At 43.1% G+C, this 26,857-nt stretch carries 21 protein-coding genes; 17 read left to right on the forward strand and 4 right to left on the reverse strand.

All coding sequences use genetic code 11. The annotated features are described in order from the left end of the window. The 13 genes from ABYU67_RS05105 to ABYU67_RS05165 all read left to right on the forward strand — a co-directional run. A partial coding sequence (locus tag ABYU67_RS05105; protein WP_372843931.1) for an ATP phosphoribosyltransferase regulatory subunit occupies positions 1 to 883 on the forward strand: 883 nt, incomplete at its 5' end. 184 nt (positions 884 to 1,067) lie between these two features. Beyond that, on the forward strand, positions 1,068 to 2,357 hold the full coding sequence (locus ABYU67_RS05110; RefSeq protein ID WP_372843932.1) for an adenylosuccinate synthase: 1,290 nt from the start codon (positions 1,068 to 1,070) through the stop codon (positions 2,355 to 2,357). A gap of 302 nt (positions 2,358 to 2,659) precedes the next feature. Continuing rightward, complete coding sequence (gene ndk, locus ABYU67_RS05115) at positions 2,660 to 3,091, forward strand: nucleoside-diphosphate kinase (RefSeq protein ID WP_372843933.1); 432 nt, start codon at positions 2,660 to 2,662, stop codon at positions 3,089 to 3,091. 416 nt (positions 3,092 to 3,507) lie between these two features. Continuing rightward, positions 3,508 to 4,749: a 23S rRNA (adenine(2503)-C(2))-methyltransferase RlmN gene (gene rlmN / locus ABYU67_RS05120; protein WP_372843934.1), complete on the forward strand. Its 1,242-nt coding sequence runs from the start codon at positions 3,508 to 3,510 to the stop codon at positions 4,747 to 4,749. 316 nt (positions 4,750 to 5,065) lie between these two features. Next, positions 5,066 to 6,373 (forward strand): RNA-guided endonuclease InsQ/TnpB family protein, encoded by a 1,308-nt coding sequence (locus tag ABYU67_RS05125; RefSeq protein ID WP_372843935.1) that lies wholly within the window; start codon positions 5,066 to 5,068, stop codon positions 6,371 to 6,373. A gap of 102 nt (positions 6,374 to 6,475) precedes the next feature. Next, a complete protein-coding gene (gene pilW, locus ABYU67_RS05130) occupies positions 6,476 to 7,429 on the forward strand; it encodes a type IV pilus biogenesis/stability protein PilW (RefSeq protein ID WP_372843936.1) in 954 nt (317 codons plus the stop codon). Next, positions 7,426 to 8,241 carry a helix-turn-helix domain-containing protein gene (locus ABYU67_RS05135; protein ID WP_372843937.1) on the forward strand — a complete coding sequence of 272 codons (816 nt, stop codon included), beginning with the start codon at positions 7,426 to 7,428 and terminating at the stop codon, positions 8,239 to 8,241. The genes pilW and ABYU67_RS05135 overlap by 4 nt, the downstream gene beginning before the upstream one ends. Before the next feature lie 91 nt (positions 8,242 to 8,332). Beyond that, complete coding sequence (ispG, locus tag ABYU67_RS05140) at positions 8,333 to 9,448, forward strand: flavodoxin-dependent (E)-4-hydroxy-3-methylbut-2-enyl-diphosphate synthase (RefSeq protein WP_372843938.1); 1,116 nt, start codon at positions 8,333 to 8,335, stop codon at positions 9,446 to 9,448. Between the two features lie 64 nt (positions 9,449 to 9,512). After that, positions 9,513 to 10,817: a histidine--tRNA ligase gene (hisS, locus tag ABYU67_RS05145; RefSeq protein WP_372843939.1), complete on the forward strand. Its 1,305-nt coding sequence runs from the start codon at positions 9,513 to 9,515 to the stop codon at positions 10,815 to 10,817. Between the two features lie 51 nt (positions 10,818 to 10,868). Beyond that, positions 10,869 to 11,663, forward strand: a complete 795-nt coding sequence (locus ABYU67_RS05150; protein ID WP_372843940.1) for a YfgM family protein — start codon at positions 10,869 to 10,871, stop codon at positions 11,661 to 11,663. Positions 11,664 to 11,929: 266 nt separating this feature from the next. Continuing rightward, complete coding sequence (gene bamB / locus ABYU67_RS05155; protein ID WP_372843941.1) at positions 11,930 to 13,138, forward strand: outer membrane protein assembly factor BamB; 1,209 nt, start codon at positions 11,930 to 11,932, stop codon at positions 13,136 to 13,138. Positions 13,139 to 13,554: 416 nt separating this feature from the next. Next, on the forward strand, positions 13,555 to 14,997 hold the full coding sequence (gene der / locus ABYU67_RS05160; protein ID WP_372843942.1) for a ribosome biogenesis GTPase Der: 1,443 nt from the start codon (positions 13,555 to 13,557) through the stop codon (positions 14,995 to 14,997). A gap of 229 nt (positions 14,998 to 15,226) precedes the next feature. After that, a complete protein-coding gene (locus ABYU67_RS05165; RefSeq protein WP_372843943.1) occupies positions 15,227 to 17,083 on the forward strand; it encodes a sensor histidine kinase in 1,857 nt (618 codons plus the stop codon). A 129-nt stretch (positions 17,084 to 17,212) separates the two neighbouring features. Here the strand turns inward: ABYU67_RS05165 and ABYU67_RS05170 are convergent, their stop codons facing one another. Together ABYU67_RS05170 and ABYU67_RS05175 are read right to left on the reverse strand one after the other, a co-directional pair. Continuing rightward, positions 17,213 to 18,379 (reverse strand): D-alanyl-D-alanine carboxypeptidase family protein, encoded by a 1,167-nt coding sequence (locus ABYU67_RS05170; protein WP_372843944.1) that lies wholly within the window; start codon positions 18,377 to 18,379, stop codon positions 17,213 to 17,215. A 536-nt stretch (positions 18,380 to 18,915) separates the two neighbouring features. Continuing rightward, entirely contained in the window at positions 18,916 to 19,350 is a 435-nt protein-coding gene (locus tag ABYU67_RS05175) for an MCR_0457 family protein (RefSeq protein ID WP_372843945.1), read from the reverse strand. Between the two features lie 482 nt (positions 19,351 to 19,832). Between ABYU67_RS05175 and surE the strand changes: the two genes are divergently transcribed. From surE to ABYU67_RS05190, 3 genes are all read left to right on the forward strand, one after another. Continuing rightward, complete coding sequence (gene surE / locus ABYU67_RS05180; RefSeq protein ID WP_372843946.1) at positions 19,833 to 20,630, forward strand: 5'/3'-nucleotidase SurE; 798 nt, start codon at positions 19,833 to 19,835, stop codon at positions 20,628 to 20,630. Between the two features lie 225 nt (positions 20,631 to 20,855). After that, complete coding sequence (locus ABYU67_RS05185) at positions 20,856 to 21,659, forward strand: LysM peptidoglycan-binding domain-containing M23 family metallopeptidase (protein WP_372843947.1); 804 nt, start codon at positions 20,856 to 20,858, stop codon at positions 21,657 to 21,659. 93 nt (positions 21,660 to 21,752) lie between these two features. Then, on the forward strand, positions 21,753 to 23,057 hold the full coding sequence (locus ABYU67_RS05190) for a lytic murein transglycosylase (RefSeq protein ID WP_372843948.1): 1,305 nt from the start codon (positions 21,753 to 21,755) through the stop codon (positions 23,055 to 23,057). 134 nt (positions 23,058 to 23,191) lie between these two features. Here the strand turns inward: ABYU67_RS05190 and ABYU67_RS05195 are convergent, their stop codons facing one another. Next, positions 23,192 to 24,046 carry a UDP-2,3-diacylglucosamine diphosphatase gene (locus ABYU67_RS05195; RefSeq protein ID WP_372843949.1) on the reverse strand — a complete coding sequence of 285 codons (855 nt, stop codon included), beginning with the start codon at positions 24,044 to 24,046 and terminating at the stop codon, positions 23,192 to 23,194. A gap of 73 nt (positions 24,047 to 24,119) precedes the next feature. After that, positions 24,120 to 24,635, reverse strand: coding sequence for a peptidylprolyl isomerase (locus ABYU67_RS05200; RefSeq protein ID WP_372843950.1), 516 nt, complete (start codon positions 24,633 to 24,635; stop codon positions 24,120 to 24,122). A 371-nt stretch (positions 24,636 to 25,006) separates the two neighbouring features. Here ABYU67_RS05200 and ABYU67_RS05205 point away from each other — a divergent pair, with 371 nt between their 5' ends. Next, positions 25,007 to 26,746 carry a glutamine--tRNA ligase/YqeY domain fusion protein gene (locus ABYU67_RS05205; protein WP_372843951.1) on the forward strand — a complete coding sequence of 580 codons (1,740 nt, stop codon included), beginning with the start codon at positions 25,007 to 25,009 and terminating at the stop codon, positions 26,744 to 26,746. The last annotated feature ends 111 nt before the right edge of the window (positions 26,747 to 26,857 follow it).

Genomic DNA, 26,857 nt, shown 5'->3' on the forward strand with positions numbered 1-26,857 from the left:
GCGTTATTGCTATGCAGGCGATGTCATTCATACCTTGCCATCGGGTCTTTTTGGCTCACGTACGCCGTTGCAATTAGGTGCTGAGATATTTGGCTGTGAGTCCATTACTGCTGATATCGAGCTGATAGATGTGCTGTTTAGCATGGTTAATAGCTTAGATATGAGTGCGACATTGCACGTTGATTTGGGTCATGTGGCAATATTTAAGCGCTTAGCAGCATTAGCAGTATTATCTGATAGCGATACTGAGCAGTTGATGCAGCTTTATGCCAATAAAAACTTGCCAGAGCTTAAGCAGGTTTGCCAAGTATTGCCGATGGGAAGCGATTTTTATACCTTGGCACGCTTTGGTCATGATATTGCCCATCTGCTTGAGAAACTGTCAGAGAATGCACAGCAAGATACCCAAATCGTCACCGCTATCGATGAGCTGCAGCGCCTAAAAGCGCACTTGCAGGCACAGTGGCAGTGTGCGGTCAGTATCGATGTCACCGAGCTATCAGGTTATCACTATCATACGGGTATCGTGTTTAACGGTTATATCAATAGTGAGACCCAGCCGCTGGTACGTGGTGGTCGCTTTGATGGGATGAAAAGTAATCAGCTGGCCACCAATCAGCCGCGCCAAGCGACAGGCTTTAGTATGGATGTCAGCCGCCTGCTTGCGCATACTCAGCTTGATGCGCCTATCATCGTGCTGGTCGATTATGAGACTTTTAATAACTTAGACAGTGAGCAGCTGCAGCTATTATTACAGCAAGTGGCAAGCTTGCGTCAGCAGGGTTATCGCGTGACCTTGCCATTAACGGCAAAAGATATACCAGTGGGGATGACCCATCGTTTAAGCCTTGTTGATAATCAATGGCAGCTTCACGCGGTTTAACTCTAAAAACATTTAATATTTATCAATGCTTTAAAAAAAGCGTTTATGATAAAAAGATATCTAGTCATTAAGTCGCTAAAGACGTACGCTGTTCAAGGTATCGTTTTTAGCATTACTTTTGTTTTGATAGGTAGTTTTAAACACTTATTGCACACACCTCAATATATTAAGGTAAGGATTTATCATGGGTAAGAATGTCGTAGTTTTAGGTAGCCAATGGGGCGATGAAGGTAAGGGTAAAATCGTCGATTTACTCACCGAAAAAGCCTCAGCTGTCGCTCGCTTCCAAGGCGGTCACAATGCTGGTCACACGCTAGTCGTTGATGGCAAAACCACCATCTTACATCTGATCCCATCAGGTATCTTACGTGAAGGCGTAACCTGCTTTATCGGTAATGGCGTGGTACTAGCACCTGACGCGTTATTAAAAGAGATGAAAAATCTAGAAGACAATAACGTACCGGTACGTGAGCGCCTACGTATTTCTCCTAACTGCCCACTAATCATGCCATATCATGTGGCCCTTGACCAAGCGCGTGAAGCCAAGCGCGGTACTGGTAAAATCGGTACGACGGGTCGTGGTATTGGACCAGCTTATGAGGACAAAGTTGCGCGCCGTGCCATCAAGCTTGCTGACTTGTTCCGCGATGACTTAGAAGAAAAACTGCGTAACTTAATCGAATATCATAACTTCCAATTGACTCAATACTATAAAGTTGAGGCGATTGATTTTGATGAGACGCTTAAGCTTTGTAAAGAGTGGCGCGAGGAAATCAAAGGCATGGTTACCGATGTCACTGAAGACTTGAACCAGTTGCGTCTTGCTGGCAAGAACCTAATGTTTGAAGGTGCGCAAGGTACATTGCTTGATATCGACCATGGTACGTATCCGTTTGTCACCAGCTCTAGCGTAACCGCAGGCGGTGTATCAACTGGTACGGGTATCGGTCCATTATATTTAGATTATGTATTGGGTATCACTAAAGCATACACCACGCGTGTTGGTAGCGGTCCGTTCCCAACGGAATTGTTTGATGATGTTGGTGCCCATTTAGCCAAAGTCGGTCATGAGTTTGGGGCAACGACTGGTCGCGCCCGTCGCTGTGGTTGGTTCGATGCTGAATCATTACGCCGTGCTGTGGTACTGAACTCTATGTCAGGTATTTGCTTAACCAAGCTTGACGTATTAGACGGTCTAGAAGAGTTATTAATCGGTGTTGGCTATAACCTACCTGAAACTGAATGTGCTGGCGCCCATGATGCTGAATTCTATGAATCAGTAACGCCTAAATACGAAACCCTACAAGGCTGGAGCGAGTCAACCGTTGGTATCACCAACTATGACGACCTACCAGAAAACGCTAAAATATATATCCAACGTATCGAAGAGCTAATTGGTTGCCCAGTTGATATCATCTCAACCGGTCCTGACCGCGAAGAGACCATCGTTTTACGTGATCCGTATGATGCTTAATTGGTCATAAAGATATTGTCTGTGTTATTTACAAAACCCTGATGCCAAACATTGGGGTTTTGTTTTTGGTAAATAAGAAGATGGATGAGCGGTAAAAGCTTGCTCAATTTATTTTGGTGTAAGTTATCACCATAAATTAACCCTATCATTTATACGCTTAATCATTATAATAGGCAACAATCATTCGCTGAGCACAGTATCTTTGCACAGCTTATCCGCATTGGATAGGCATAATCAAATGCGCTTAGCGTAGTGGTCACAGACAACATAAATTATTTAACTTATTATATCAGGAGCTTTTCATGGCTAACGAACGTACTTTATCTATCATCAAACCTGACGCAGTCGCTGGCAACAACATCGGCGCGATCTACGACCGTTTTGAAAAATCAGGTCTAAAAATTGTTGCCGCTAAAATGATGCAACTTGATGATAAAAAAGCAGGCGGTTTTTACGCTGAGCACGCTGAACGTCCATTTTATAATGACCTAGTGTCATTTATGACGTCAGGTCCAGTATTGGTATCAGTACTAGAAGGCGAAAATGCGATCGCTAAGCATCGTGATATCATGGGCGCTACTAACCCAAAAGAAGCCGCTGAAGGCACTATCCGTGCTGATTTTGCAAGCAGCATCGATGAAAACGCCGTTCATGGTTCAGATTCAGCAGAATCAGCAGCACGTGAAATCAGTTACTTCTTCAATGAAGAAGAAGTTTGTGCACGTACGCGTTAATATAGTAAAGCAAATATAGTCTGTTACGGTGTCAGACTCGCTTAATGTACTCAATGTACAATAGGCGCTCGTCTTTCTTGTACCTGCTCTATATTTGATTCACTATGCACTAATAGCTTATAAAATTGACTATAAATTATTAGTGTGGCGAGACGGCTTATATCTTTTGGTATAAGCCGTTTTAGCTATTATAATAGTCGGGCTATATATTGAAATTTTAACTTTCCCCCTCATAATTAGTTTTATTAAGCATTATCAATCCCTTGTCAGCATGTTTTTATCAGACATTTATAAATATATCGATAAAAATGCGCTCATAACGGATTGCTCATGCGCTCATCATTTGAGTACGTTTAGCAACACCCATCTCAATAATTGCATTGCTTATATCAGCAAATGCAAAAAGGTTATTTATTATGTCAATTATTCAAAGCCCTATCCAAACTGCCGACCAACACATACCAGTTAAGACTGCTAAGAGTATAAAACTGGTAGACGAAGCACAGGCGAAAACCAATCTATTGGGTATGACACAAGCGCAATTGGCGGAATACTTTAAGAGTATTGGCGAGAAGCCGTTTCGCTCGACACAGGTCATTAAGTGGATATATCAGCAAGGGGTGACGGATTTTGAGCAAATGACCAATTTAAGTAAGTCATTGCGTGATAAGTTATCAGCCAATGCCTGTGTTGTTCCGCCAAAAGTTATTCATCGCCAATATAGTGATGATGGTACACGTAAATGGGTGTTTGAGGTGACTGGCGGCTCGTTGGTTGAGACGGTATTGATTCCTGCTGATGATAGTAAGTCAAACGGTCGTAAAACCTTGTGTATCTCATCGCAAGTAGGCTGTGCGCTAGACTGTAGCTTTTGTAGTACCGGTAAGCAGGGCTTTGAGCGCGATTTAACAGCGGCTGAGATCCTCGGACAATTATGGGTAGCAAATGCCTCTTATATGAGCGATGACAACGACAGTTTAGACAACGTTGACCATAGCTTATGGGAAAACAACGTGACTAACGTGGTCATGATGGGCATGGGCGAGCCGCTATTAAACTATCGTCCTGTTGTCAGCTCGATGGAATTGATGCTCAGTGACCATGCTTATGGTTTATCAAAGCGCCGTGTTACCTTGTCAACCTCAGGTGTGGTGCCAAAGATGTATGAGTTGGCACAGGAGCTTGACGTAGCTTTAGCGATTTCATTACACGCGCCCAATGACGAGCTGCGTAATGAGCTAGTACCTATTAATAAAAAATACCCACTAGAGCAGCTGATGGCGGCCGCGAGAAATTATGTTTTTGAAGTCAATCCACGCCATAAAAAACATGTGACCATTGAATATGTCATGCTTGATGGGGTTAATGACAGCAATGAGCATGCTGAACAATTGGTTGCTTTATTGGGCGATTTACCCAGTAAGATTAACCTGATACCATTTAACCCATTCCCTCATGCCAACTATGATAAGTCGAGTAATAATCGCATTCACGCTTTTAGCAATATCTTAAGTGAGGCGGGCTTTGTTTGTACCATTCGCCAAACGCGCGGAGATGATATTGACGCCGCTTGTGGTCAATTGGTTGGACAAGTCGCTGACAGAACGCGTCGCTCAGCTGCTTGGCAGCAAAGTATTAAAGATCGCGAAAACAGTTGATAAGATGGTGAAAATGACTGCTATAGCTACCTGACGTAGCTACAGACGAATTAATATATTAAAAAAATCTTATTATAGTGTTTTTTGTAGCCTCTACTATGCAGGTAGTACTAATCAGCAATTTATTGTAGTAGCGTGTCGTGTTACTATCGGCCTAACTAAGCAATAAAGAGGGCTCCAACCGAGCTAGGGCGTAGGTAAATTTCGGATAGTTTTTAGTCTTTTTCACACAGCTTATTCATTAAGAGCAAAATAAATGACATATCTGTATAGCGTTAAACATATAGAATATTTGTTCATTGATAAAGAGTATTTGATGAAAATCAACAAGGCGTACAAATTTAGGCTTAGTCCTAATGCAGAGCAAGCGGTCATATTAACCAGCCTTGTTGACTCTGCGCGTTTTGTTTGGAATAAAATGTTGGCAATGTCATTTGAAATGTTTGCTAAAAATGAATTTATTAACGCTATTAATTTAGTTAACAAGATTGTTGAAATAAAGGACAATCCTGAATTTTCTTTTTTAAAGTCCAGATCTAACGCCGTATCTCTACAACAAAAAGTTCGTGATCTCGCGTCAGCTTGGTCACGATTTTTTGATCCCAAAGTACATGTTAGATTTAAAGAAAATAAGAAGAAGCCTAGAAAGCCTAAGTTTGTTAAATTACTTGATGGTACAGAAATTCAGCATCGACCTTTAATGCCGCAATTTAAGCGTAAAGCAGATCGCCGCGACTCAATTCGCTTGGTGCAATTTGATAAATACTGCCGTGTTGAGGGCAATCGAGTAAAGCTACCTAACGGTGTTGGTTTTGTAAAATTTAGAAAATCGCAAGAAATTGTTGGTAGTATTAAAAGCGTCACCATCAGCAAGAAATCGGGGCACTGGTATGTATCATTTAGTACTGAGCGAGAACTACTACGAAACCCAATTCACCACTCTAAAAGCATACTAGGCGTTGACTTAGGGATTACCAAACTTATTACTACCTCAGAAAATAAAGTCATCAATCCCAAAAACAGCTTTAAGGCCAATCAAGTCAAACTTGCAAAATTACAGCGTCAATTAAGTAGAAAAGATCTATTCAGTCAAAACTGGAAAAAGCACAACCACAAAATCCAAAAACTTCACAGCCATATTGCTAATATTCGCCACGACTACTTGCATAAAGTAACGACCACGATCAGCAAAAACCACGCCATGATTGTCGTTGAGGACTTAAAAATAGCCAGTATGTCGAGGTCGGCAAGCGGTACGATGAACAATAAAGGTCGTAATGTCAGAGCCAAATCAGGATTAAATAAATCAATCCTAGATCAAGGTTGGGGCATGATAATTGATATGCTTGGATATAAGCAACGTTGGCGCGGTGGAGTAGTGATTAAGGTCAATCCAAGGTACACCAGCCAAACTTGTTTTAACTGCAAACATGTTGCCAAAGAAAATAGACAGACTCAGGCAAAATTTGAGTGTGTTAAATGCACTTATGTTGCAAATGCCGACTTTAATGCGGCGCGTAACATATTATCGGCAGGACATGCCGTTTTGTCTGCGGAGGGAGGATGCGGTAAAGGTCACCCGATGATACAGAAAACTTGTGACAGCCGTGAGGAAGTCGCCTAAGAGCTTTTGCTCTTAGAATCCTCCACTTGAGCAATGCGAAAGTGGGGTGAGTATGTCAATAAACTGATGCCTCGATGATCGAACGCATTGACTTATAGTTTTATGATGGTAGCCATGATGACTTCTAAAAACTCTTATCAGTTCAACTATAAAAGACCCTTTTGTCCTGTGATAAAACGATTAGGCTTTACAGTCTTTCATAATAATAAAAGGCGTGCTTACGTTGTAGGCATCTTTAGTACGTTGTTGTCTGGATTCTTGATTGGTTGTCAAAGCACGCCAACCAATGATTTCATTACAGGTACGCCGTATCAGACCTCAACGCAACCCAATGACAATCGTAAATTGGATCAGCAAGAAATTGCTCGCGTTCGAACGACACTTGCTGCACAATATATCCGCAAAAACGAGCTTGATGCTGCTCAAAGACAGCTGGAAAAAGCCCTTGCTGCCGATAGCCGTCATGCGCCCGCCTATGATATGATGGGCGTTTTGTTGCAGCAAGAAGGCAGTCGCCTAAATCTTGAAAAAGCCGATCAGTATTTTAAAAAAGCCATTGCGCTTGATAAAGATTTTGATCAAGCACACAATAATTATGGCGTCTATTTATCGCAGATGAAGCGCTATAAAGAGGCCGCAGAGCAGTTTGAAATCGCAGGCGCTGCCCTTGGCTACGAAGGTCGTATTGGTGCGTTGGAGAATTTAGGGCGAACCTACCTTCAGCTCAATGACCATCCTGCAGCAGCAAAGGCTTTTTTACGGGCTTTAGATGGCAATCCAAATAGCATCATTGCCCATATTGAACTGGTTGATTTATTACTTGAACAGCAGCGTGTTCAGCAAGCACAAAGACTCTATGATGAGACATTGATATTAGTAAAAGGGCAGGGTACTAGTCCACGCTTGCTATTACAAGGTATCAAATTGGCAGCAGTACAAAAAAACATCCAGACACGCCAACAATTGGCACAGCAACTTCTATCTGCTTATCCATTAAGTGATGAAGCAAAACAACTAAAGACTTGGCTTAACAATCCAGAGGCACCATGGAAATGACCACCCCATCATCAAATACAAACTTTAACGCTCAGGGATCATTTGGTGCCATGTTGCAGCAAGCGCGCAAAGCTAAGCAGGTAAGCTTGGACGATGCGGCAAATGAATTGTTTATTCTAAAACGTCACCTGCAAGCGTTAGAGAATGAAGATTTTGCAGATTTGCCACAGGCGGCGTTTGCCCGCGGTTTTGCGATTAACTATGCCAAGTACTTGGGTCTTGATCCAGTTAGGATCGCCAGTAGTTTTGATGCCGCCTATCCAAACGAGCTAAAGTCGCTTTCAGCCAGCAATACTAAGTCGCCACTGCGCCCTATGGGTACGCTACAGCGTGATACCCACAATCGCATTCGCTTTAATCCACTGCTTATCATCGCAGTTGTCGGTGTCATTATTTTAGCAATTTTCCTATTCCGTCTGGTCAGTAATGCCAGTAAGGAAAATACCGAGCAGCCTATATCTGGCGCTGAAGATATCTCAGCCGTCGAACAGGCACAAGGCGCAGCCATCGATACCGACGTTACAGGTGTGAGCGCGTCAGGCTCAGCATTAAACTTAGGCGGCAATGACGTTGCTCCTGCTACTTTGGATGTTAAGTTGACCGATGCTGCGGTCGTTACTATTACCGATGCTACTGGTAGTAGCTTGATCGCAGGCTCACAGAATGCGGGTGATTATCAGTTGTCAGGTATGCCACCTTTTAATGTGCAGATTGATAATATTAATAACGTAAGCTTGATGATGAATCAGCAATCTGTTGCGTTAAGTAGCTATGCAACAGGCAATCAAGCCAGTTTTGAATTGACGCCTTAATGGATTAAGTGCTTCATTTTTTAAAGTAAATAGTATCGCCTTGTTTTTATTGTTATTCACGTTCTTACTGCTTTCATGAAAGGGTTTGTCTATGTCAACGTCAGCGCCTATTAACCGTCGTCTTACTAAGAAAATATATGTCGGTGATGTCGCGATTGGTGGTGATGCGCCGATTAGTGTACAAAGTATGACCAATACCGATACCTGTGATGTGGCAGCGACTGTTGCCCAAATTGAGCGCTGTGTTGAAGCAGGCGCTGATTTAATGCGAGTTTCTACCCCGACCATGGACACAGTCAAGGCGTTTGGTGAAATACGTAAATTGGTCAGCGTACCCTTGATAGCAGATGTACATTTCGACCACAAAATTGCCTTAGCTGTTGCACAGGCGGGTGCAGATTGTTTGCGCATCAATCCGGGTAATATCGGTAGTGACGCCAAAGTACGCGAAGTGGTTGCCTGCGCTAAGCACTACAATATCCCTATTCGGATCGGTGTTAATGCAGGCTCTTTAGAAAAAGACATTCAGCGTAAATATAAAGAGCCAAATGGCGCAGCGATGCTTGAATCAGCAATGCGTCATATTGATATCTTAGATCGTCTAAATTTTGATCAATATAAAGTATCAGTCAAAGCAAGTAATGTATTTTTGACCATGGATGCGTACCGTCTGATCTCAGCACAAATCGATAATCCTCTGCATTTAGGCGTTACTGAAGCTGGGGTTTATCGTACTGGTTCGGTCAAGTCTGCTATTGCGCTGGGCGGTTTATTATTAGACGGTATCGGTGATACGATTCGTATCTCATTGGCAGCTGAGCCAGAAGAAGAGATTAAAATCGGTTTTGATATCTTAAAATCACTCAATATTCGCTCAAATGGCGTAAACTTTATTGCTTGTCCAAGTTGTTCACGTCAAGAGTTCGATGTGATTAAAGTTATGACTGCGCTAGAGTCGCGTTTAGAAGATATTCGCGAGCCGATGAATTTGTCAGTGATTGGCTGTAAAGTAAACGGTCCGGGTGAGGCGAAAGAGGCGGATATCGGTATTGTTGGCGCGGCACCGAAATCCTTGGTTTATCGTATGGGCGAAAAAAGCCATTTGATTAATACTGATAATTTGGTTAATGAGATAGAAGGCATGGTACGCGCCCATGCAGAAGAATTGGCCAAAAAACGAGAAAACGAGATCATTCGCGTCAGATAAGAAGATGTTTTACCCATAAGAATGATAGCGCTGTTTGTTAAAATTTAAAGGATATGACCGTACCATGATTAAAGCAATTAAAGGGTTTAATGATATTTTGCCTGCACAATCTGCAAAATGGCTGTATCTAGAGTCTATATTGGCTGATGTGCTGGGCAGATACGGTTATGAGCATATTCGCTTGCCTATCGTTGAACAAACTGATTTGTTTGCGCGCGCTATCGGCGGTGCTACAGATATCGTTGAAAAAGAGATGTACAGCTTCACCGATAAATCTGATCCACCAACGCCGCTTACTTTGCGTCCTGAAGGTACAGCAGGGGCAGTACGAGCGGTGAACGAGCACAATCTACTACGCGGCGATACGCCCAAGCTTTGGTATATCGGTCCAATGTTCCGCTATGAGCGTCCACAAAAAGGGCGCTATCGTCAATTTCATCAAATAGGTGTTGAAAGCTTTGGTAGTGCCTTGCCAGACGCCGATGCCGAGCTGATTGCGATGACTCATCTGATGTGGCAAGAGCTGGGGCTAAAAGATGAGATGCGTTTGCAGCTAAATAGTCTGGGTGAGATTGATGAGCGTCATGCTTATCGTGAAGCATTGGTTACTTATCTAACTGACAAGCAGGAGCAGTTAGATGAGGATAGCAAGCGTCGCCTAACGACCAATCCACTACGTATTTTAGACAGTAAAGAGGCGAGTACCCAAGCGCTATTGGTAGATGCGCCGAAGCTTGCTGACTTTTTGGGCGAAGAAAGCGCGGCGCACTTTGAGCAAGTACAAGCGTATTTGACAGAGCTTGGTATTACCTTTGAAATCAACCCGCATCTGGTACGTGGTCTTGATTATTATAATAAAACGGTATTTGAGTGGGTGACTGACAAGCTTGGCAGTCAAGCGACGGTCTGTGCTGGCGGTCGTTATGACGGCTTGATTGGCCAGCTAAAATCTGCTGATACCCGTGAGGGTAAAGGCGATAATAAACCGGTTAAATCTGAGCCCGCGGTTGGTTTTGCTATGGGGCTTGAGCGTTTATTACTGCTTATGGATGCTGTTGCGCCTATTGCTGATATGCCTGCTTGTGATGTCTTTGTGGTTGCCCATCCTGAGGTGTTTAATGCAGGTATGAGTTATGCGCAAAATCTGCGTTATAGTCGCCCAGATGTGCGCGTCAAAATGGCCAGTGCCACCAGCTTAAAAGCCCAAATGAAAAAAGCGGATAAGTCAGGTGCTGCGTTAACCGTTATTATCGCCCAGCAAGAGATTGATGATAAAACCATTAGCATCAAAGACATGCAAACTGGCGAACAAAAAACAGTGGCACAAGATTGGTTGTCGGATAAAGACAACTTCTGTCGCCAAAAATAGCCTTGAGTGTAGCATCAGCAATTTAATAACAATTTTATCAGGTAAAAGTATATGGCTCTGACCCCTAATTCGCCGAATGCAGACAACTCAATGCAAGCGCTAAAGCAGTATGGCAGCTATATTGTCACCGTGATTTTATTGGCGTTAGCCGCCTATTTTGGCTGGACTTATTGGCAGGATAATCATGCGCGTGTCGATACTGTTGCAGCTGATCAATATGCAGATATTCAACGCCTTAATGAAGAAGTCAGCTTGGCAGCGCAAAATCCAGATCTGGAAGCCGAGGCAAAAGCGTCGCTAGAAAAGAGCCGTACTCAGCTAAATAAAAACATCGAGACCTTAGTTGGTACGCATGGAGAGTCAGTCTATGCTTGGCAAGCTTTGATGATTAAAGCGCGTCAACAAGTCGATAGTGATGATTTTAAGGGAGCAGGCGAGACCTTTAAAAAAGCTTTGGCTATCGATTTGGGTGATGCAGGTCTAGAGGCAATTACGCGTTTGCGCTATGCGTCTACGCTCTTGGCAGCAGGTGATGAAAAAGCGGCATTGACAGAAGCCAGTCGTGATATGCCAAGCTCATTTGAAGCCAGTCAGCAAGAATTACTTGGCGATATCTACTTAGCACAAGACAATACAGATTCAGCAATTAAATCTTACAATAATGCTTGGAGCTTATTACGTGAGCGTCAAGAAAATCGTGCAGTATTGGCATTAAAGATGGAAAGTTTGGGTATCGTACCTGAGCCTATCGCTGAGCAAACCAGCATTATTCAAGAGCCTACGGCAACACCGCAAGCAGCAGTGAGCGAAGACTCAGTAGCAGCAAATAGTGATGCTGGTGCATAATCTGTTAGGACTCAGTATTGGATAATAAAGGTATTGTGTGATAAAAAATTTATAAATATAAAGACTTTATAAATATAATGTTAGTACCGATTTTGATAGATATGGCAGCATCTCAACACGTTCTACAAAGGAAGTAGCCTAATCAGTCAGAGAAATGATAATAACCAACACCTATTTTTAGAGGTGGTTTTTTAGAGATTATTATTTTTTGACCCTGATTAAATGCTAATTTATTAATGATTAATTTATTTGTAGTGAGACCTATAATGACTCAAGCTATTCGCTTTAACAAAACCATCAAAGCCAAGACCATGCGCCAAACGGTCATGCATGTAGCCGTAATTGCAGTGATGGCAACTGCGGTCATTGGGTGTAATCGAGGTATCAAGCCAGTTGTCAATGACCCTGTAAAATTGGTACAAATCGTCCAACCTGTTAGTGTGTTGCAGCCGGTCTTTAGTACTGACCTTGGTAATAAAAATGTCAGTAGAAAAGATCCACTGACTTTACAAGTCGGCTATGCCAATTCGCAAATCGTTACAGCCTCGCGCGGTGGGGATTTGGTCGGTTTTGACAAAGCAGGTCAGCGTTTATGGTCAGTGAATGTTGGCGACCAGATTACCGGTGGCGTTGCAGTGGACGAGCTAAGTCAAACTGCTATTATCAGTACGCGCGGTGGTCAGGTTATGGCATTTGATAGCGTAACAGGTGCAAAACGCTGGCAACAGCAGCTTACCGGTTCTGTGCTAACGCCAGCCCTTATCAGCAATAACCGCGTTATCTTGTCAGCTAATGATGGTTTTCTACATGGCTTATCACTGCAGACAGGTCAGTCTGTTTGGCAGTTTGCTACCCAAGTTCCAGCGATCAGTGTACGTGGTAGCGCTGCACCAACCTTGCTAGATGCTAAGACGGCGCTGCTGGCGACTGCAGATGGACGCTTGCATGCTATCACGGTAGATAATGGCTTGCCATTATGGTCAAGACGCGTTGGTGTCGGTACAGGCAGCAGCGAAGTTGAACGTATGAGCGACGTTGATGGTATGCCTATCGTAGATAACAACCAGTTATTTGCCATTAGCTATAGTGGTCAGCTACTCGGTATTGATATGGCATCGAACCAGGTATTGTTTGTTAATGAGCTTGCCAGTTTAAAAGCGCTTGCGGTCAATAAGCAGCAAGTGATTGCGACAAGCTTAGACGGTAAAGTGGTTGCTTATAACCGCAGTAATGGTGCTGTATTATGGGAAAGTGAAGAATTGGCCTATCGCCATTTGACCAATCCTGTAATGATTGGCAACTATATCGCTGTGGGCGACTTTGATGGGGTGGTGCATTTATTTGACCCAGCCACGGGTAAGATTGTCAGCCGCGTCCAAACCAAGGGCGCGTTGACCAATTTGCAAGTGCAAGGCAGCCGCTTAATGACCCAAAGCGCCTCTGGTCAAGTCGCGATTTGGCAGTTGGCACGCTAATCTTGATTATTGGCAGTCTTATCTAATAAATACTTTCCTATATTACTTATTAGATAAGTAGCTTATTATCACAATAAACAGAAAACGCTGCATAGTCAGCGTTTAATGCCTTGTAAAATTGCTTGTTTACATATCGGCTTTCGCGTACGCTATGCGACCGGTGCATTATCGACGTTATCTATATATAATAGCGACAGATAATATCCATATATGATGCATTCCTCTGAATATCATTTATTCATTGTAAGATAGCCAAGAACTATTTTCTGACTATCGTTTTATCTTATCATTCATTTAAATTTGCGGTCAACGGCTGCTACTTTTTGCTTTTTTATAACGGTAAATTTACGTTGCAAAAGAGATTGTATCTAAGTAGTTGCACTGTCCGTCATTGTGCCTTTCACTGAGAGTAACCCATGAGTATCAAGCCTGTGGTCGCCTTAATTGGTCGTCCAAACGTCGGTAAATCCACCTTATTTAATCAGTTCACTAAAAGTCGGCAGGCATTGGTTGCTGATTTGTCAGGATTGACTCGTGACCGTCAATACGGTGATGCAACCTACGAAGACAAAGCTTTTATTGTCGTTGATACCGGTGGTATTGGTGAAGCGGACGATGGCAGAGGCGATATTGATGATTATATGTCTGAGCAGTCGTATACTGCCATTCATGAAGCCGATATCATTGTATTTGTGGTTGATGCACGCGCAGGGATGATTGGTGCCGATGCTGAGATTGGTAAGTTTTTACATACCCTTGGCAAGCCTGTATATGTCGTTGCCAATAAAGTAGATGGCGTGCATGATTCAGCGCCTGCTGAGTTTTATGCGTTAGGATTGGGCGAACCCTATCCGATGGCAGCAAGTCACGGTCGCGGTGTTGGCAATTTGCTCGAAGTATTGACTGCTGATATGCCGAGTCAAGAAAATATCGTCGAGCCAAGAGGTTTGAAACTTGCTATTATCGGTCGTCCAAACGTTGGTAAATCGACGCTAGTCAACCGTTTGCTTGGTGAGGACCGCGTTGTCGTCTTTGATATGCCAGGTACCACTCGTGATAGTATCTATATCCCATATACGCGTGAAGGTAAAGATTACGTATTGATTGATACGGCTGGTGTTCGTCGCCGTGGTAAAATCGATGAAAAAGTTGAGAAATTTTCAGTTATCAAAACCTTACAAGCGATTGAAGACTCTAACGTAACCGTTATTGTTATTGATGCTCATGAAGGTATTGTCGATCAAGATTTGCATATGATTGGCTATGCGTTGGATGCAGGTCGTGCGCTAGTGGTTGCGATTAATAAGTGGGATGGTCTGACTGCTGATCAAAAGAACTATATCAAGATTGAGATGGATCGCCGTTTTAACTTTATTCCTTATGTAAAAGTCCATCAGATCTCAGCATTACATGGTACGGGCGTGGGCAATTTATATCCGTCTATTTTGCGTGCTTATCAATCGTCAATGTTTGAGGTATCAACCAACCGTTTGACGCAGATTTTGCAAGATGCTGTTACTGCCAATCCACCGCCAACGGTCGCTGGTCGCCGTATTAAGTTGCGTTATGCGCATATCGGTGGACACAATCCGCCCGTTATCGTCATTCATGGTAATCAAACTGGTTCGTTACCTAAGAGCTATCAGCGCTATCTTGAAAATCAATTCCGTCAGGTATTTAAGTTAGAAGGCACGCCACTAAACGTGGTCTTTAAACTGAATGAAAACCCGTATGCTAATAAAAGCGATACGCCAACCAAAGCCAAAACCCAACAGTTACGTCAACGTGAACGTAATCGTGCGCAGAAATTTACCACCAAAGATAAGCCGAGATTTACCAACAAAGATAAAAAGCGTTAATGCAATCATATTTGCGCTTTTGGGTGGTAGTAGCTAGCCGATAAAAGCCCTTTGATACTATTTATCAGGCTTTTTAAATGTGCTTCGTCATGACGGCTGTATCAGTTGTCATGGCATTTTGCAATTTAGGGCACTATTCATTAGTTGCCTTAAAATATCAGTTTTCACTTATAACCGTTATAAAATACCTGTACTATAATCAGCAGTTGTCTTAACTCAGTTGAGCAATATGAACAACCGTCGGCATCAAACCATTCCTACGCTTATCTGGCACTCCATCATCCAGACCATGGTTCTGGCTGTATTGGCAGGTCTGTTAATATCTTTTATCTATGGCTTTGTTCACTATTATAAAGACACACGCGAGCATATTGAGGACTTGGCGGTGTTACTGACTATCAGCGCATCGATAGAGGATTCCACCGATATCGTCGATGAACAAATGCAGTTTTTATCAAAAAAAGAGCAAGGTATTGAAAGTATTTTATTTTATACCACCTCTCAGCCCATTGTTGATGCCAATCAATTAAGAGACGATTGGAAGAATGCATTATTTGCTAATAGGGTAAGCTTTAACTATCCAGTTGTAGGCGATCCTACCAACAAAATTATCTCCCCTAAAGAAGACGCCTTGGTTGGTTATCTTAACATCACTTTAAATGTAGCAACGCTGCGTGAAAACTGGGTCAAAAAGAACCTACCTCTATGGCTTATCACAACGTTATTGGCAATCATGTGGGCACTGTTTATCCTGCGTAAGCTCAATTGGCCCTCAAAAGATATCGCCAATTTGACTATAGCCTGCGATATGGTTATCAAAAATCCAGAGCTTGAACATCTGCCTTTGATTCAGCAGCGTTTTGAGTTTCAGGAATTGACAAAGATTAAACAGGCTTTTATTGCCTTATTTGATCGTCTCCAAATTGCCAAGCAAGACTATCAGGCGCTGGCGGTTTTTGAGCAGCAATTGCATCATAAAGATGTGTCGCTTGATGTGCAGCTGCATAATTTCCAAAGTATGATTACCCATGAGCTAAAAACCTCACTAAATGCGATTGTCGGCGGCTTGCAGCTATTGGATGATGACAAGTTAAGTCATGAGCAAAAGGATGCAGTCGATATTATTCAAGAGGGCAGTGACAAGCTGGTGGTAACCTTGGAGCAAATCATTCAGTTGAATCAAATCCAAAAAGGTCAAATCAGTCTACATGTACATGAATTTAACCCATTGCAGCTAATTGCTGACCTATTGGCAGATTTTGAGCCCGCTATTAAGAAAAAAGGCTTAACGTTAGTCAGTCAGGTGCATCATACCGATTATATACTAGAAGGCGATGCCGAAAGGATACAGCAGATATTAGCGATACTGATCAGTAATGCCATAAAATTTACCCCAGCCGGTCAAATCGCGATTGCTTCGCAACTGATCCACTTTGATACCAGCAATCGCTGGCAGATTAGTGTGAAAGACACCGGTATTGGTATTGATAGCAATTTTATTGAAGATATTTTTAATCCGTTTTTTCAGGTAGATTCATCGCAGACGCGTCAATACGAAGGCTCGGGGATTGGTCTGCCAGTGGTTAAGCAAATGACTCAGCTGATGGGAGCCAGTATTGAGGTGGAGAGCACCTTAGGCGTTGGTACAACTTTTACCGTGACGATTCCTCTGTCCAACCAGCACCAGTCTCAGCAGCAGCAACACTTGCATGGCTTAAAAGTCATTTATTTTTATTACCATGAAAAAGGATTGTTGGTAGACGAGCTACAGCATCTAGGGGCTGAGGTTGTCTGCTATCAACATGAACAGCTCATCATCGATGAGATGCAAAAAACACAATTTGACATGCTGATGTTTGCAGAAGATGTGTTCCCAAGAAAAGCTGCGTTACTGGCAAGTCGCATTCGTGCCGCTGAGACAGAGTATCGAACGCTATTGGTATTTTGGTATCCACAGCAGCAAGCACAGTATTTAGCCGATTTTGAATTTGGCCTAAAGACGGCTGGTATCGACTATTGCGAGGTTGCTAAATACGAGGACAAAGCATTGAGTGATTTACTAAAAAGTTGGCTGACATGGGCATGACCTTATAATACGTAAACATACAAGGTAAGTAGACATAAAAAAGACGCCTCGATATGAGACGTCTTTTTTATCTTTAACTCATGTTAAGGGTGTTCTTTCAGCACGCTTCACTGTGCTTAAAAACTGTGCTTAAAATAAGTTTTGTGCCCAACGAGAAAAACGTTGCCAGATACGGCTCATAAAACCTGATTGCTCAATATCGCTTGTGGCAATCACAGGCACAGAAGCAACGGCTTTGCCATCGATAACAGCCATCATTTTTCCGATTTCTTGACCCTTTTTAATAGGCGCTTCTAAGCTTTCAGGAATATCGACCACAGTTGTGATTTTATTCTTTTGGGTCTTAGTGGTTAGAATCTGCAGATTATCACCAGTGGCGACTTCTATCTCTGTGGCTTCACCAAACCAGACCGGCACTTTACTGACGAATTGTCCAGCAGGTGCCTGAGTGACTGTGGTAAAGTGGCCAAAACCCCAGTTGAGTAATTCACGTGACTGATCAGCACGTGCTTGCTGACTTTTTGTACCCATAATGACAGAGATGAGGCGCATACCCTCACGGTTGCTTGAGGCTGCTAAACAATAACCAGCAGCATCCGTATGGCCAGTTTTTAGACCGTCAACAGTAGGGTCTGTGGCAAGTAGAGCATTACGGTTACCTTGAGTGATACCATTATAGGTAAACTCTTTTTCTGAATAGATGCTGTAGTAATCGCCACTGTTTTTGATAATAGCGCGTGATAGCTTAGCCAAATCTAAAGCAGATGCTTGGTGACCTTCATCAGGCATACCAGTAGAGTTGACGAAATGGGTATTTTTCATACCAATCTTTTGCGCTTGCTCATTCATCAAGACAGCAAATGATGCTTCGCTACCCGCGATATGCTCAGCCATCGCTTTTGAGGCATCGTTACCTGATTGAATAATAATACCGCGTAACATATCGATGACGCTTGCGCTCTTATTTACCGGAACATACATACACGACTGGCTGCTGCTACCACGGCACCAAGCACTTGGACTCATCAATACCTGATCAGTCTCTTTAAGATCGCCTGACGCTAAACGCTGCTCAATGATGTAACTGGTCATCATTTTGGTCAAAGACGCTGGCGGCAAGGCTTGATTGGCATTTTTCTGTGCCAAAATCTCACCCGTATTATAGTCCATTAATACATATGCAGTATTTTCCATCTCAGGTGGCTGTATGGCTGCATTTGCCATCACTGCACCCATAGAAACACTGACACCCACTATCAGCTGTACCAGCTGTTTTTTCACACGCTTTACTGTCATAGATTGTTACACCGCATCATAAAACCAAATGTATCTGTCGCTTATCCCCAATACTCCATTTATATACAAGCTTTAGCAGACTGTATGAAATCTTAGGTTCAACCATGGATTTTTTAGGAGTAGAGATGACTCAAACAACGGACATAAAATTAACGCCTTATCTTAGCAAAATGCCGACCGATGGGGAAACGATAAATACAATAAAATAAGAGGTTACCAAAAATAAAGCGCCTTACTTTATAAGAGTGCTTATAAAAAAGCTTGCTGCTCTTCCTGTTATTTAACAAGAAGAGCAGCAAGCTTTTTTTAACAAATCATCTAAACAAACAAGTGCTTAAAACCTGCTTGTTTAACTGCTTTATGTGAGCACTAATATGGTAGAACTAATATGAAAGTACTAAAGAGATAAGCCAGTAGGTTATTATCATTAATTATAGTGACATCTATCTCTTTGACTCTTCATCCTCTACCTATGGATCAAAAAACTACCTATAACACCAAGTGTTGATGCAAAAAGTGACAATCATGGGTTAATACTAGTATTGCGCATCTGCTAAATCTTCACACAATGCTTTATTGTCTTGCTTAGAAAAACCCATGGTCCAGCTGCGAATACCTTGCAAGATTTGACGATAATCTTGCTGAGTAGATAGGTATTGGATAGCCGCTTTCGGGTCTTCTAAAGATGGCATCAACTCGTGAAGCTGCACGTTATAAGACTTATAAAAACGCTGCTTTTGCTTGGCATTTAGCATGGACGGACATATCTCTGACAACACTTGCATCACTGCAATTTCATGTTTGGTAATATTGATGCCGGATAAGTCTAAAGGTATGGTTGTCGCAGAGTTGGGTGCAGCATTTGTGGCTTGAGACAGCATCGCAATAGATGTTATCAATGCTGCCAGCCCGACTTTTGAGGCACTCTTTGCCATCATAGAAGTCACAGATAATATCGATTGATTTTTCATTCAGTATCACGCTCGCTTATCTTTATTTAATGGTGCTATGTTAATGGGTAAAAAAACAAATGTCACATAAAATATTGCTTTATGTGTAGAGATATTGTGAGCCAAATCAGGTCTTCAGCAACATAGCCGTATTATAAACCGGCAAGTTACTTCAACATAAAAGTATCAGGTGTAAATGTTGTGGCTTGTAGCCTAGTGTAACCTCAGCGCAAGTTTTTAATGCCACAAAATCAGGGCTTTGTTATGAACACATCCGCTAAAAAATTGGCCTGCTATGCAGTTTATCTATAAAGAGCGGGTTCGTCTCCATGGTCTATTAGGGTATAATCGCCCGACACAATCACAGCTATCTGCAATGTAAGCCTCTATTATCCTATTTTTGGAAACAGCGTTTTTAATCGCAATAGCGACGATTATAGCAACTTTATGTAACTAACATAGAGAAGTGGATGAACGGTCATTCATAAATAGATTAAGTAACTATGAAGATTTTAATAAGCAACGACGATGGGGTGTATGCACCCGGTTTGCAGGCATTGTATGAGGCATTATCTACTATTGCCACGGTTATGGTGGTTGCGCCAAATAGTGAGCAAAGTGGTTGCGCCAGTGCTCTAAGTATCACCGCACCTTTATACACGCATCAATTGCCATCTGGCTTTATTGCTGTCAATGGTACACCTGCTGATTGTATTTATTTGGCATTAAATGAGTTGTATCCTGACACTGATTTTGATTGTGTGATTACGGGGATCAATTCGGGAGCCAATCTTGGCCAAGACGTTTTATTTTCAGGCACTTTTGGGGCGGCATTAACCGCTCAACTATTTGGCATACCTGCTATTGCAACCTCATTGGTAGGCGGCGGTGCGAAAGAATACGCGCGTCAATATCGCACAGCAGCAAGTGAGATTGTAAAATTATTAACAGATACGTCCATATTGGATATTTGCAAAAATTTGCCCTATCACGTATTAAACGTTAATATTCCTGATGTGGGCGCGGCTGATGAGATTAAAGGTCGCAAATTGACAACGCTTGGGCATCGTCCAATAGCACAGCCTGTCCATCATGTGGTCGATCCACGCGGGAGAGATGCGTACTGGCTGTCGCTACGCAAGCGTCAGGCTACAGTGGCGGACGATACTGATCATGAGTCATCTGTCACGACTATGAGCGATGATCAGGCAGTTGCCGCAGGTTATATTAGTCTATCGCCTGTACGTTTGCACCATACGCCAGCCGCCACAATCGATATGCTATCAGCATCGATCTTATAACTTAAGTGATTTATTATTCCTTATTTTTGAATAATAATTTTACAATACGGGTTTGATAGGATTTTGACGTGATGATGAGCGTTACTATAGTAAGACATTAAAAAATGCATTGATTATCCGATGATCAATGCTGATATCTGAGACATTAAACGGTATAACAGTTAGCAAAATGCTTGTGAGTTGCACAAGGAGTTTGTCCGTAACACAAAGAATAGGAAACCTTGAATGAAGAAGCTTATTGCTGGATCGCGATTTATGACAGTGGCATTAATGGGTACGATGGCTGCTGCTACAGTAACCTTGGTAGGCTGTGCCACCAAACCCACTTATCAAACGGCCAACCAAGCGGGACCGAAGATTATTACCAATAATCAAGGCGTTCCTAATTATCATCGTGTGCAGCGTGGTGATACGGTCAGTCAAGTAGCGGCGCGCTATAATCTTAATTACCGTCAAATCGGTGCGCTAAATGGCTTAGACAGTAAATATACCATTTATAGTGGTCAGTGGCTCAAACTATGGCAAGGTGAGCCTGCGCGCGCCAATAACAGTAACCGCTACAATGCTCAATCTGTACCGGTACAACCTACTTATACCCCGCCTGTGACAAACACGCCTAACTATTCACAGCCCCCTGTCTATGAAGTAACTGCCAATGCCACGTCAGGCTATGAGTATCCGACTCGTAACCAGATCACCCGTAATTTTGATGCTGCATCGGGTACAATGGGCATGTGGTTTGCGGGCAACGTCGGCGATCCCGTGCAGGCAAGCCAAGCGGGTACGGTTCTTTATGCGGGCAATGGTCTGCCAGAGTATGGCAACCTGATTATGATTCGTCATAGCGACAACTATATCACTGCTTATGCGCATAATAGTGCATTACTGGTCAAAGAAGGTGAAGCGGTACAGCGCGGTCAGCGTATTGCCAATATGGGCAGTAGTGGTCAGAGCAACCAAGTAGGGTTGGAATTTCAAGTACGCTTAAATGGCAATCCTATCGATCCACGAGCGGTACTAGGACGTTAAACTTCTGACCATTTGGCGATTAAATGGAATTATCTAAGCCGCATTGCAGTATTACAGCACTGCCACCTTACTTACGGATACTTGAGACCTCTTATGCGATTACATAAACATTACCTTGCCTTTTTCCCCGCTTTAGTCATGGTTAGCTGTACCAGTCAGCAGGCGATGCAGCAGCCTAATAAGCCGGTTCGTCAAGGTAACGTACAAATTACCCAGACTCAAACCATTCAAGTAAAGCCGACTCCCGCCCCTGTGATTAAGCCCACGGTCGTTGCTAAGCCAAGCTACAACAGCTTTGCTGATTGGAAGTCTGACTTTTCTATGCGTGCTATATCAGCTGGGCATGATGCGTCTACCATTCGTCGTCTGCTTGATTCTGCTTATTTAAATCAGCAAGTTATCTCGCTTGACTCAGGGCAGCCAGAGTTTTCCAAAATGCCATGGGAATATGTCGATTCTGCAGTATCAGATGGACGTGTGAGCACCGGTAAGCGTAAATTTGCTGAGCAGCGGGCATTTTTGTCGCAGCTGCAGTCGCAGTATGGTGTCAATGCCGAAATCGTTGCTGCGATTTGGGGCATGGAGTCGTCATATGGCGTGGTGACTGGTAATAGTAGTATTCCAAGCTCACTTGCCAGCCTTGCTTATGATGGTCGCCGTCAAGAATTTGCCGAAACTCAGTTACTGTCATTAGCGACCCTATTGCAGCGCGGTGATGTGTCTTGGTCGCAGCTAGACGGTTCTTGGGCAGGTGGCATGGGGCAGACGCAGTTTATCCCTGATACTTGGCTTAAGCATGGGGTCGATGGCGATGGTAATGGTCATCGTAACCCATGGTCGACGAGCGACGCCTTGGCATCTACGGCTCATTATTTGAGCAACTCAGGATGGGTACGTGGTTTGGCACCGTTTTATGAAGCCACCATTCCAGCGTCATTTGATTACACCTTGGTTGGAACTAAGCAGCCTGCTGCTAGATGGGCGTCGATGGGTGTCGATACCATAGCTGATGTGTCCTTGGATGGTAACACTCAAATGGAGTTGTGGTTGCCCGCTGGTAAAGACGGTCCAGTATTGCTACTTAGTCCAAATTTTGATGTGATAAAGGTGTATAACAATTCATCAAGCTATGCGCTTGGTGTCAGCTTATTGGGTAAGGCGCTTGCCGGAGAAGGTGGATTACAAAAATCATGGCCGCGTTATGAGCGTCCGTTATCGACATCGCAAGTACGCAATTTACAGCAGCGTTTGACAAGCTTGGGCTACGATACCAAGGGTGCTGACGGTATCGTAGGTACCAATACTCGCAATGCGTTCCAGCGCTGGCAAGCTGCCAACGGTCAGACGCCAGATGGTTTTATCACTCAGCGCAGTGCGTCTTCGTTAGCAGGTTGGTGAGATAGAGTAATATCACTATTGTTGGACAACCGCTATGTGCGCTGGTTGTTTAACGATAATAACGCCAATGAATAAAAAACTCCGTTCTATAGCGGAGTTTTTTTATACAAAAATGACAGTGATGGTTGAGAGATTTAAATAAGCCTTTTAAATTCAAATAAGTCAAATTCAGTATTATCATCATTTGCGTCACTATCAGTATCTATATCTGATACTACCGCACCAATCACCGCGCTGACTTTTAGCTGGCGAGTATCATGTTCTAACAGTCGCCAGTCACCAAGGACATAACGAGTTTTGCCTTCATTACTTTGGTGGATCTCAGGACGATGGGTATGACCATGTAGTAGAGCGTCAAAGCTATAAATCGCCTTATTCACTGCGGCTTCGTTAACATCCATGATATGCGCCGCTTTATTGACGTTATTCTGCTGGCTTTTTTGGCGCATATTGTCGGCGATTGCCAGGCGTTTCTCTAACGATTTATTCAGCAGATACCACTGCGTCAGACGATTGCGCATGATTTTACGAAAAAGTTGATACTTTTTATCATCAGTACAAAGCGCGTCTCCATGCTCTAATCGATACCTCTGTTGTCCTACCGTCAAGGTATAAGGCTCGTTAATTAGCTCGCCACCGAATAGATTACAAAATGGTTGCCCTAACAAAAAATCACGATTGCCATGCATGACCAAAATCTCACAACCTTCGATACGCAGTTTTTTTAATTTAGCGATAAGGGGGGTGAGCCAATGAGTTTGTCTTTGTTCTTCTGATAAAGTTAGATAAAAGTCATCCCCAAGCCAGACCTCAAACCAGTCCCCTAATATAAATAAGCGTTTGAGCGTAGGCAAGGCAAGGCAATCATCGAGCAGCGCCAAAAAAGCCTGCACTAGGGCAGGCTCTTGGGGCGATAAATGCAAATCGCTAATCAAAACTTGCCGTACCTCATGAGGGCGGGTCGTTATCAGATGATTAAAAGTTTGCATTTACCTGTATCCTTATAATGTTAAGCAGTAACATATTATAAGCGTTTACTGAGTAATGGCTATTAAATAACGATTACTGAGTGATAATGGTCGCTGATTTGATAACGACTGGCTCTGTTGGTACGTCTGCATGCATACCAAAACGACCGGTTGGAACGCCTTTCATTTTTTCGATCACATCCATACCGCTGGTTACTTTACCAAATACGGTGTAACCCCAACCTTGCATGTTTTTGCCAGAGTGGTTTAAGAAGTCGTTATCTTTTACGTTAATAAAAAACTGACTGGTCGCTGAATGTGGGTCTTGCGTACGCGCCATTGCGATGGTGCCTTTGTCATTTTTTAGACCGTTGTCCGCTTCGTTTTCTATTGGCTTATTGGTCGCTTTTTCATTCATGTCAGCGTCCATTCCGCCGCCTTGAATCATAAAGCCATCAATGATGCGATGGAAAATCGTGCTGTCATAATGACCAGATTTTACATAGTTCAAAAAGTTTTCAACAGTTTTTGGGGCTTTTTCTTCGTTGAGTTCGATGGTGATTGCACCCATACTGGTGTCAAGTTCTACTACTGGTGGCATGTCTACCATGAGATATTCCTTTTTGATTATAGCGCCTCAAATGGCGCTGTTAAGTGGTGGATAAAAAGTTGGTGGATAAAAAGTTATGGCTAGTCTAACGGCTTTTTTATCCTGTGTCATGTATCAGGCTGTTAATGCCTTTGCAAAAGCTGATAGAATAACGCAACTTTACCGATTTTTAAGCCTATTTATTAAACGCTCTTCAGCGCTTAATGTGATAACCCACTGTTTTTATGGTTAAGATTCTCTTTAGCCAGATGTATTGTTCTGACTGATTGTTATTTTAACAGACCATTTTATTTTACGACATACTTTGAACTTTCCGTGAGGCGTGATAGCACGTCGCACGAATGGACCCTTTGCGTTAGGAGCAATGCCCGATGAGTGAGCACTCAAGCAACCATGTACAAAAAGACGAACAAAAAAACGACTTTATACGTAATATCATTCGTGATGATGTTAATGCGCAAAAGTACCAACAGATTGTCACCCGTTTTCCGCCTGAGCCAAATGGCTACTTGCATTTGGGTCATGTTAAATCTATCTGCCTAAACTTTGGGATAGCAAAAGAGTTTGGCGGTATTTGTAATTTGCGTTTTGATGACACCAATCCAACCGCTGAAAAGCAGGATTTCATAGATAACATCGAGAACGACGTAAAATGGCTCGGCTTTGAGTGGGCAGGAGAGGCGTACCATGCCTCAGGATATTTTGACCAACTTCATGCCTGGGCCATTCAGCTTATCAAGCAAGGTGATGCGTATGTAGATTTGCAGTCACCTGAGCAAATTAAAGAAAATCGTGGCTCATTTAATGAAGCGGGCACAGCGTCGCCGCATCGTGATGCCAGTGTTGAAGAAAACCTGCAACTCTTTGATGATATGAAAGAGGGCAAATATGCTGAAGGCAAAGCGGTTCTGCGCGCCAAGATTGACATGGCAAGCCCTAATATGAATATGCGTGATCCTGTTATCTACCGCATTATGCATCAAGCCCATCACCAAACCGGTGATAAATGGTGTATTTATCCGATGTATGACTTTGCTCATCCGCTCTCTGATGCGCTCGAGGGCATTACTCATTCGCTATGTACGTTAGAGTTTGAAGATCATCGTCCATTTTATGATTGGGCAATAGAAAAAGTGGGTTTTGAGCAGCCGCCGCATCAGTATGAGTTTAGCCGCTTAAATGTTGACCATACCTTAACCAGCAAGCGCAAATTAAAGCAGCTGGTTGATGAAAATATCGTCAGCGGTTGGGATGATCCACGTATGCCGACGATCGCTGGCATGCGTCGCCGTGGCTATACACCAGAAGGCTTACGTGATTTTTGTGAGCGCGTAGGTGTGACCAAGGTAGACAGCGTCGTTGATTTTCGTTTATTAGAATTTAGCATCCGTCAGTCGTTAGAGACCACCACAGCGCGTGGTATGGCAGTACTCAAGCCATTAAAAGTGACGATTACTAATTTTAGCGATGCCGTTAGCAACTGGGAATCGCAAAAGGCAGATAGCGTCCAAGCGCGTTTTGATGATACAACTCAAACGCTATGGCTTACTCAGCCAAACCATCCTAACGTCGATATGGGCGAGCGTGAGATTCCTTTCACTGAAACCTTGTATATCGATCAAGGCGATTACGAAATTGAGCCGCCAGCAGGTTATAAGCGTCTGTCACCAGAAAAAAACGAGATTCGTCTGCGTAATACCTATGTATTGGCTGTAACTGAGCACATCCTAGATGATAGCGGTAATGTTATTGAGCTAAAAGCCACGATTGATCCGGCTACTTTGGGCACCAACCCTGAAGGTCGCAAGGTAAAAGGCGTCATTCACTGGGTATCAGCCAGCCAAGGCGTACCAGCGACCGTACGTATGTATGAGCAGCTATTTAGCGCTGAAGACCCAAGCAGCGTCGCTGATGTCCATCAAGCATTAAATCCTAACTCATTGACTGAGCTAAATGCAGTGGTTGAGCCATCATTGGTCAATGCTGATGCTGGCACGCGTTTTCAGTTTGAGCGTGAAGGTTACTTTATCTCTGATAGTGAAGATCACAGCAGTGATAAGCCAGTATTTAACCAAATCGTAAGCTTACGTGATAGTTATAAACCTGCTTAATATATCATTAGCATGGTGGATAAGTATTTGTAAGAAAATACTGAACAATAGTAGTTTGCAATGCAGCCCATTTCTAGTACGCTAGGGATGGGCTTTTTTGTGAATAAGCAT

This window comes from Psychrobacter sp., assembly GCF_041554015.1.
Classification (GTDB): Bacteria; Pseudomonadota; Gammaproteobacteria; order Pseudomonadales; family Moraxellaceae; genus Psychrobacter.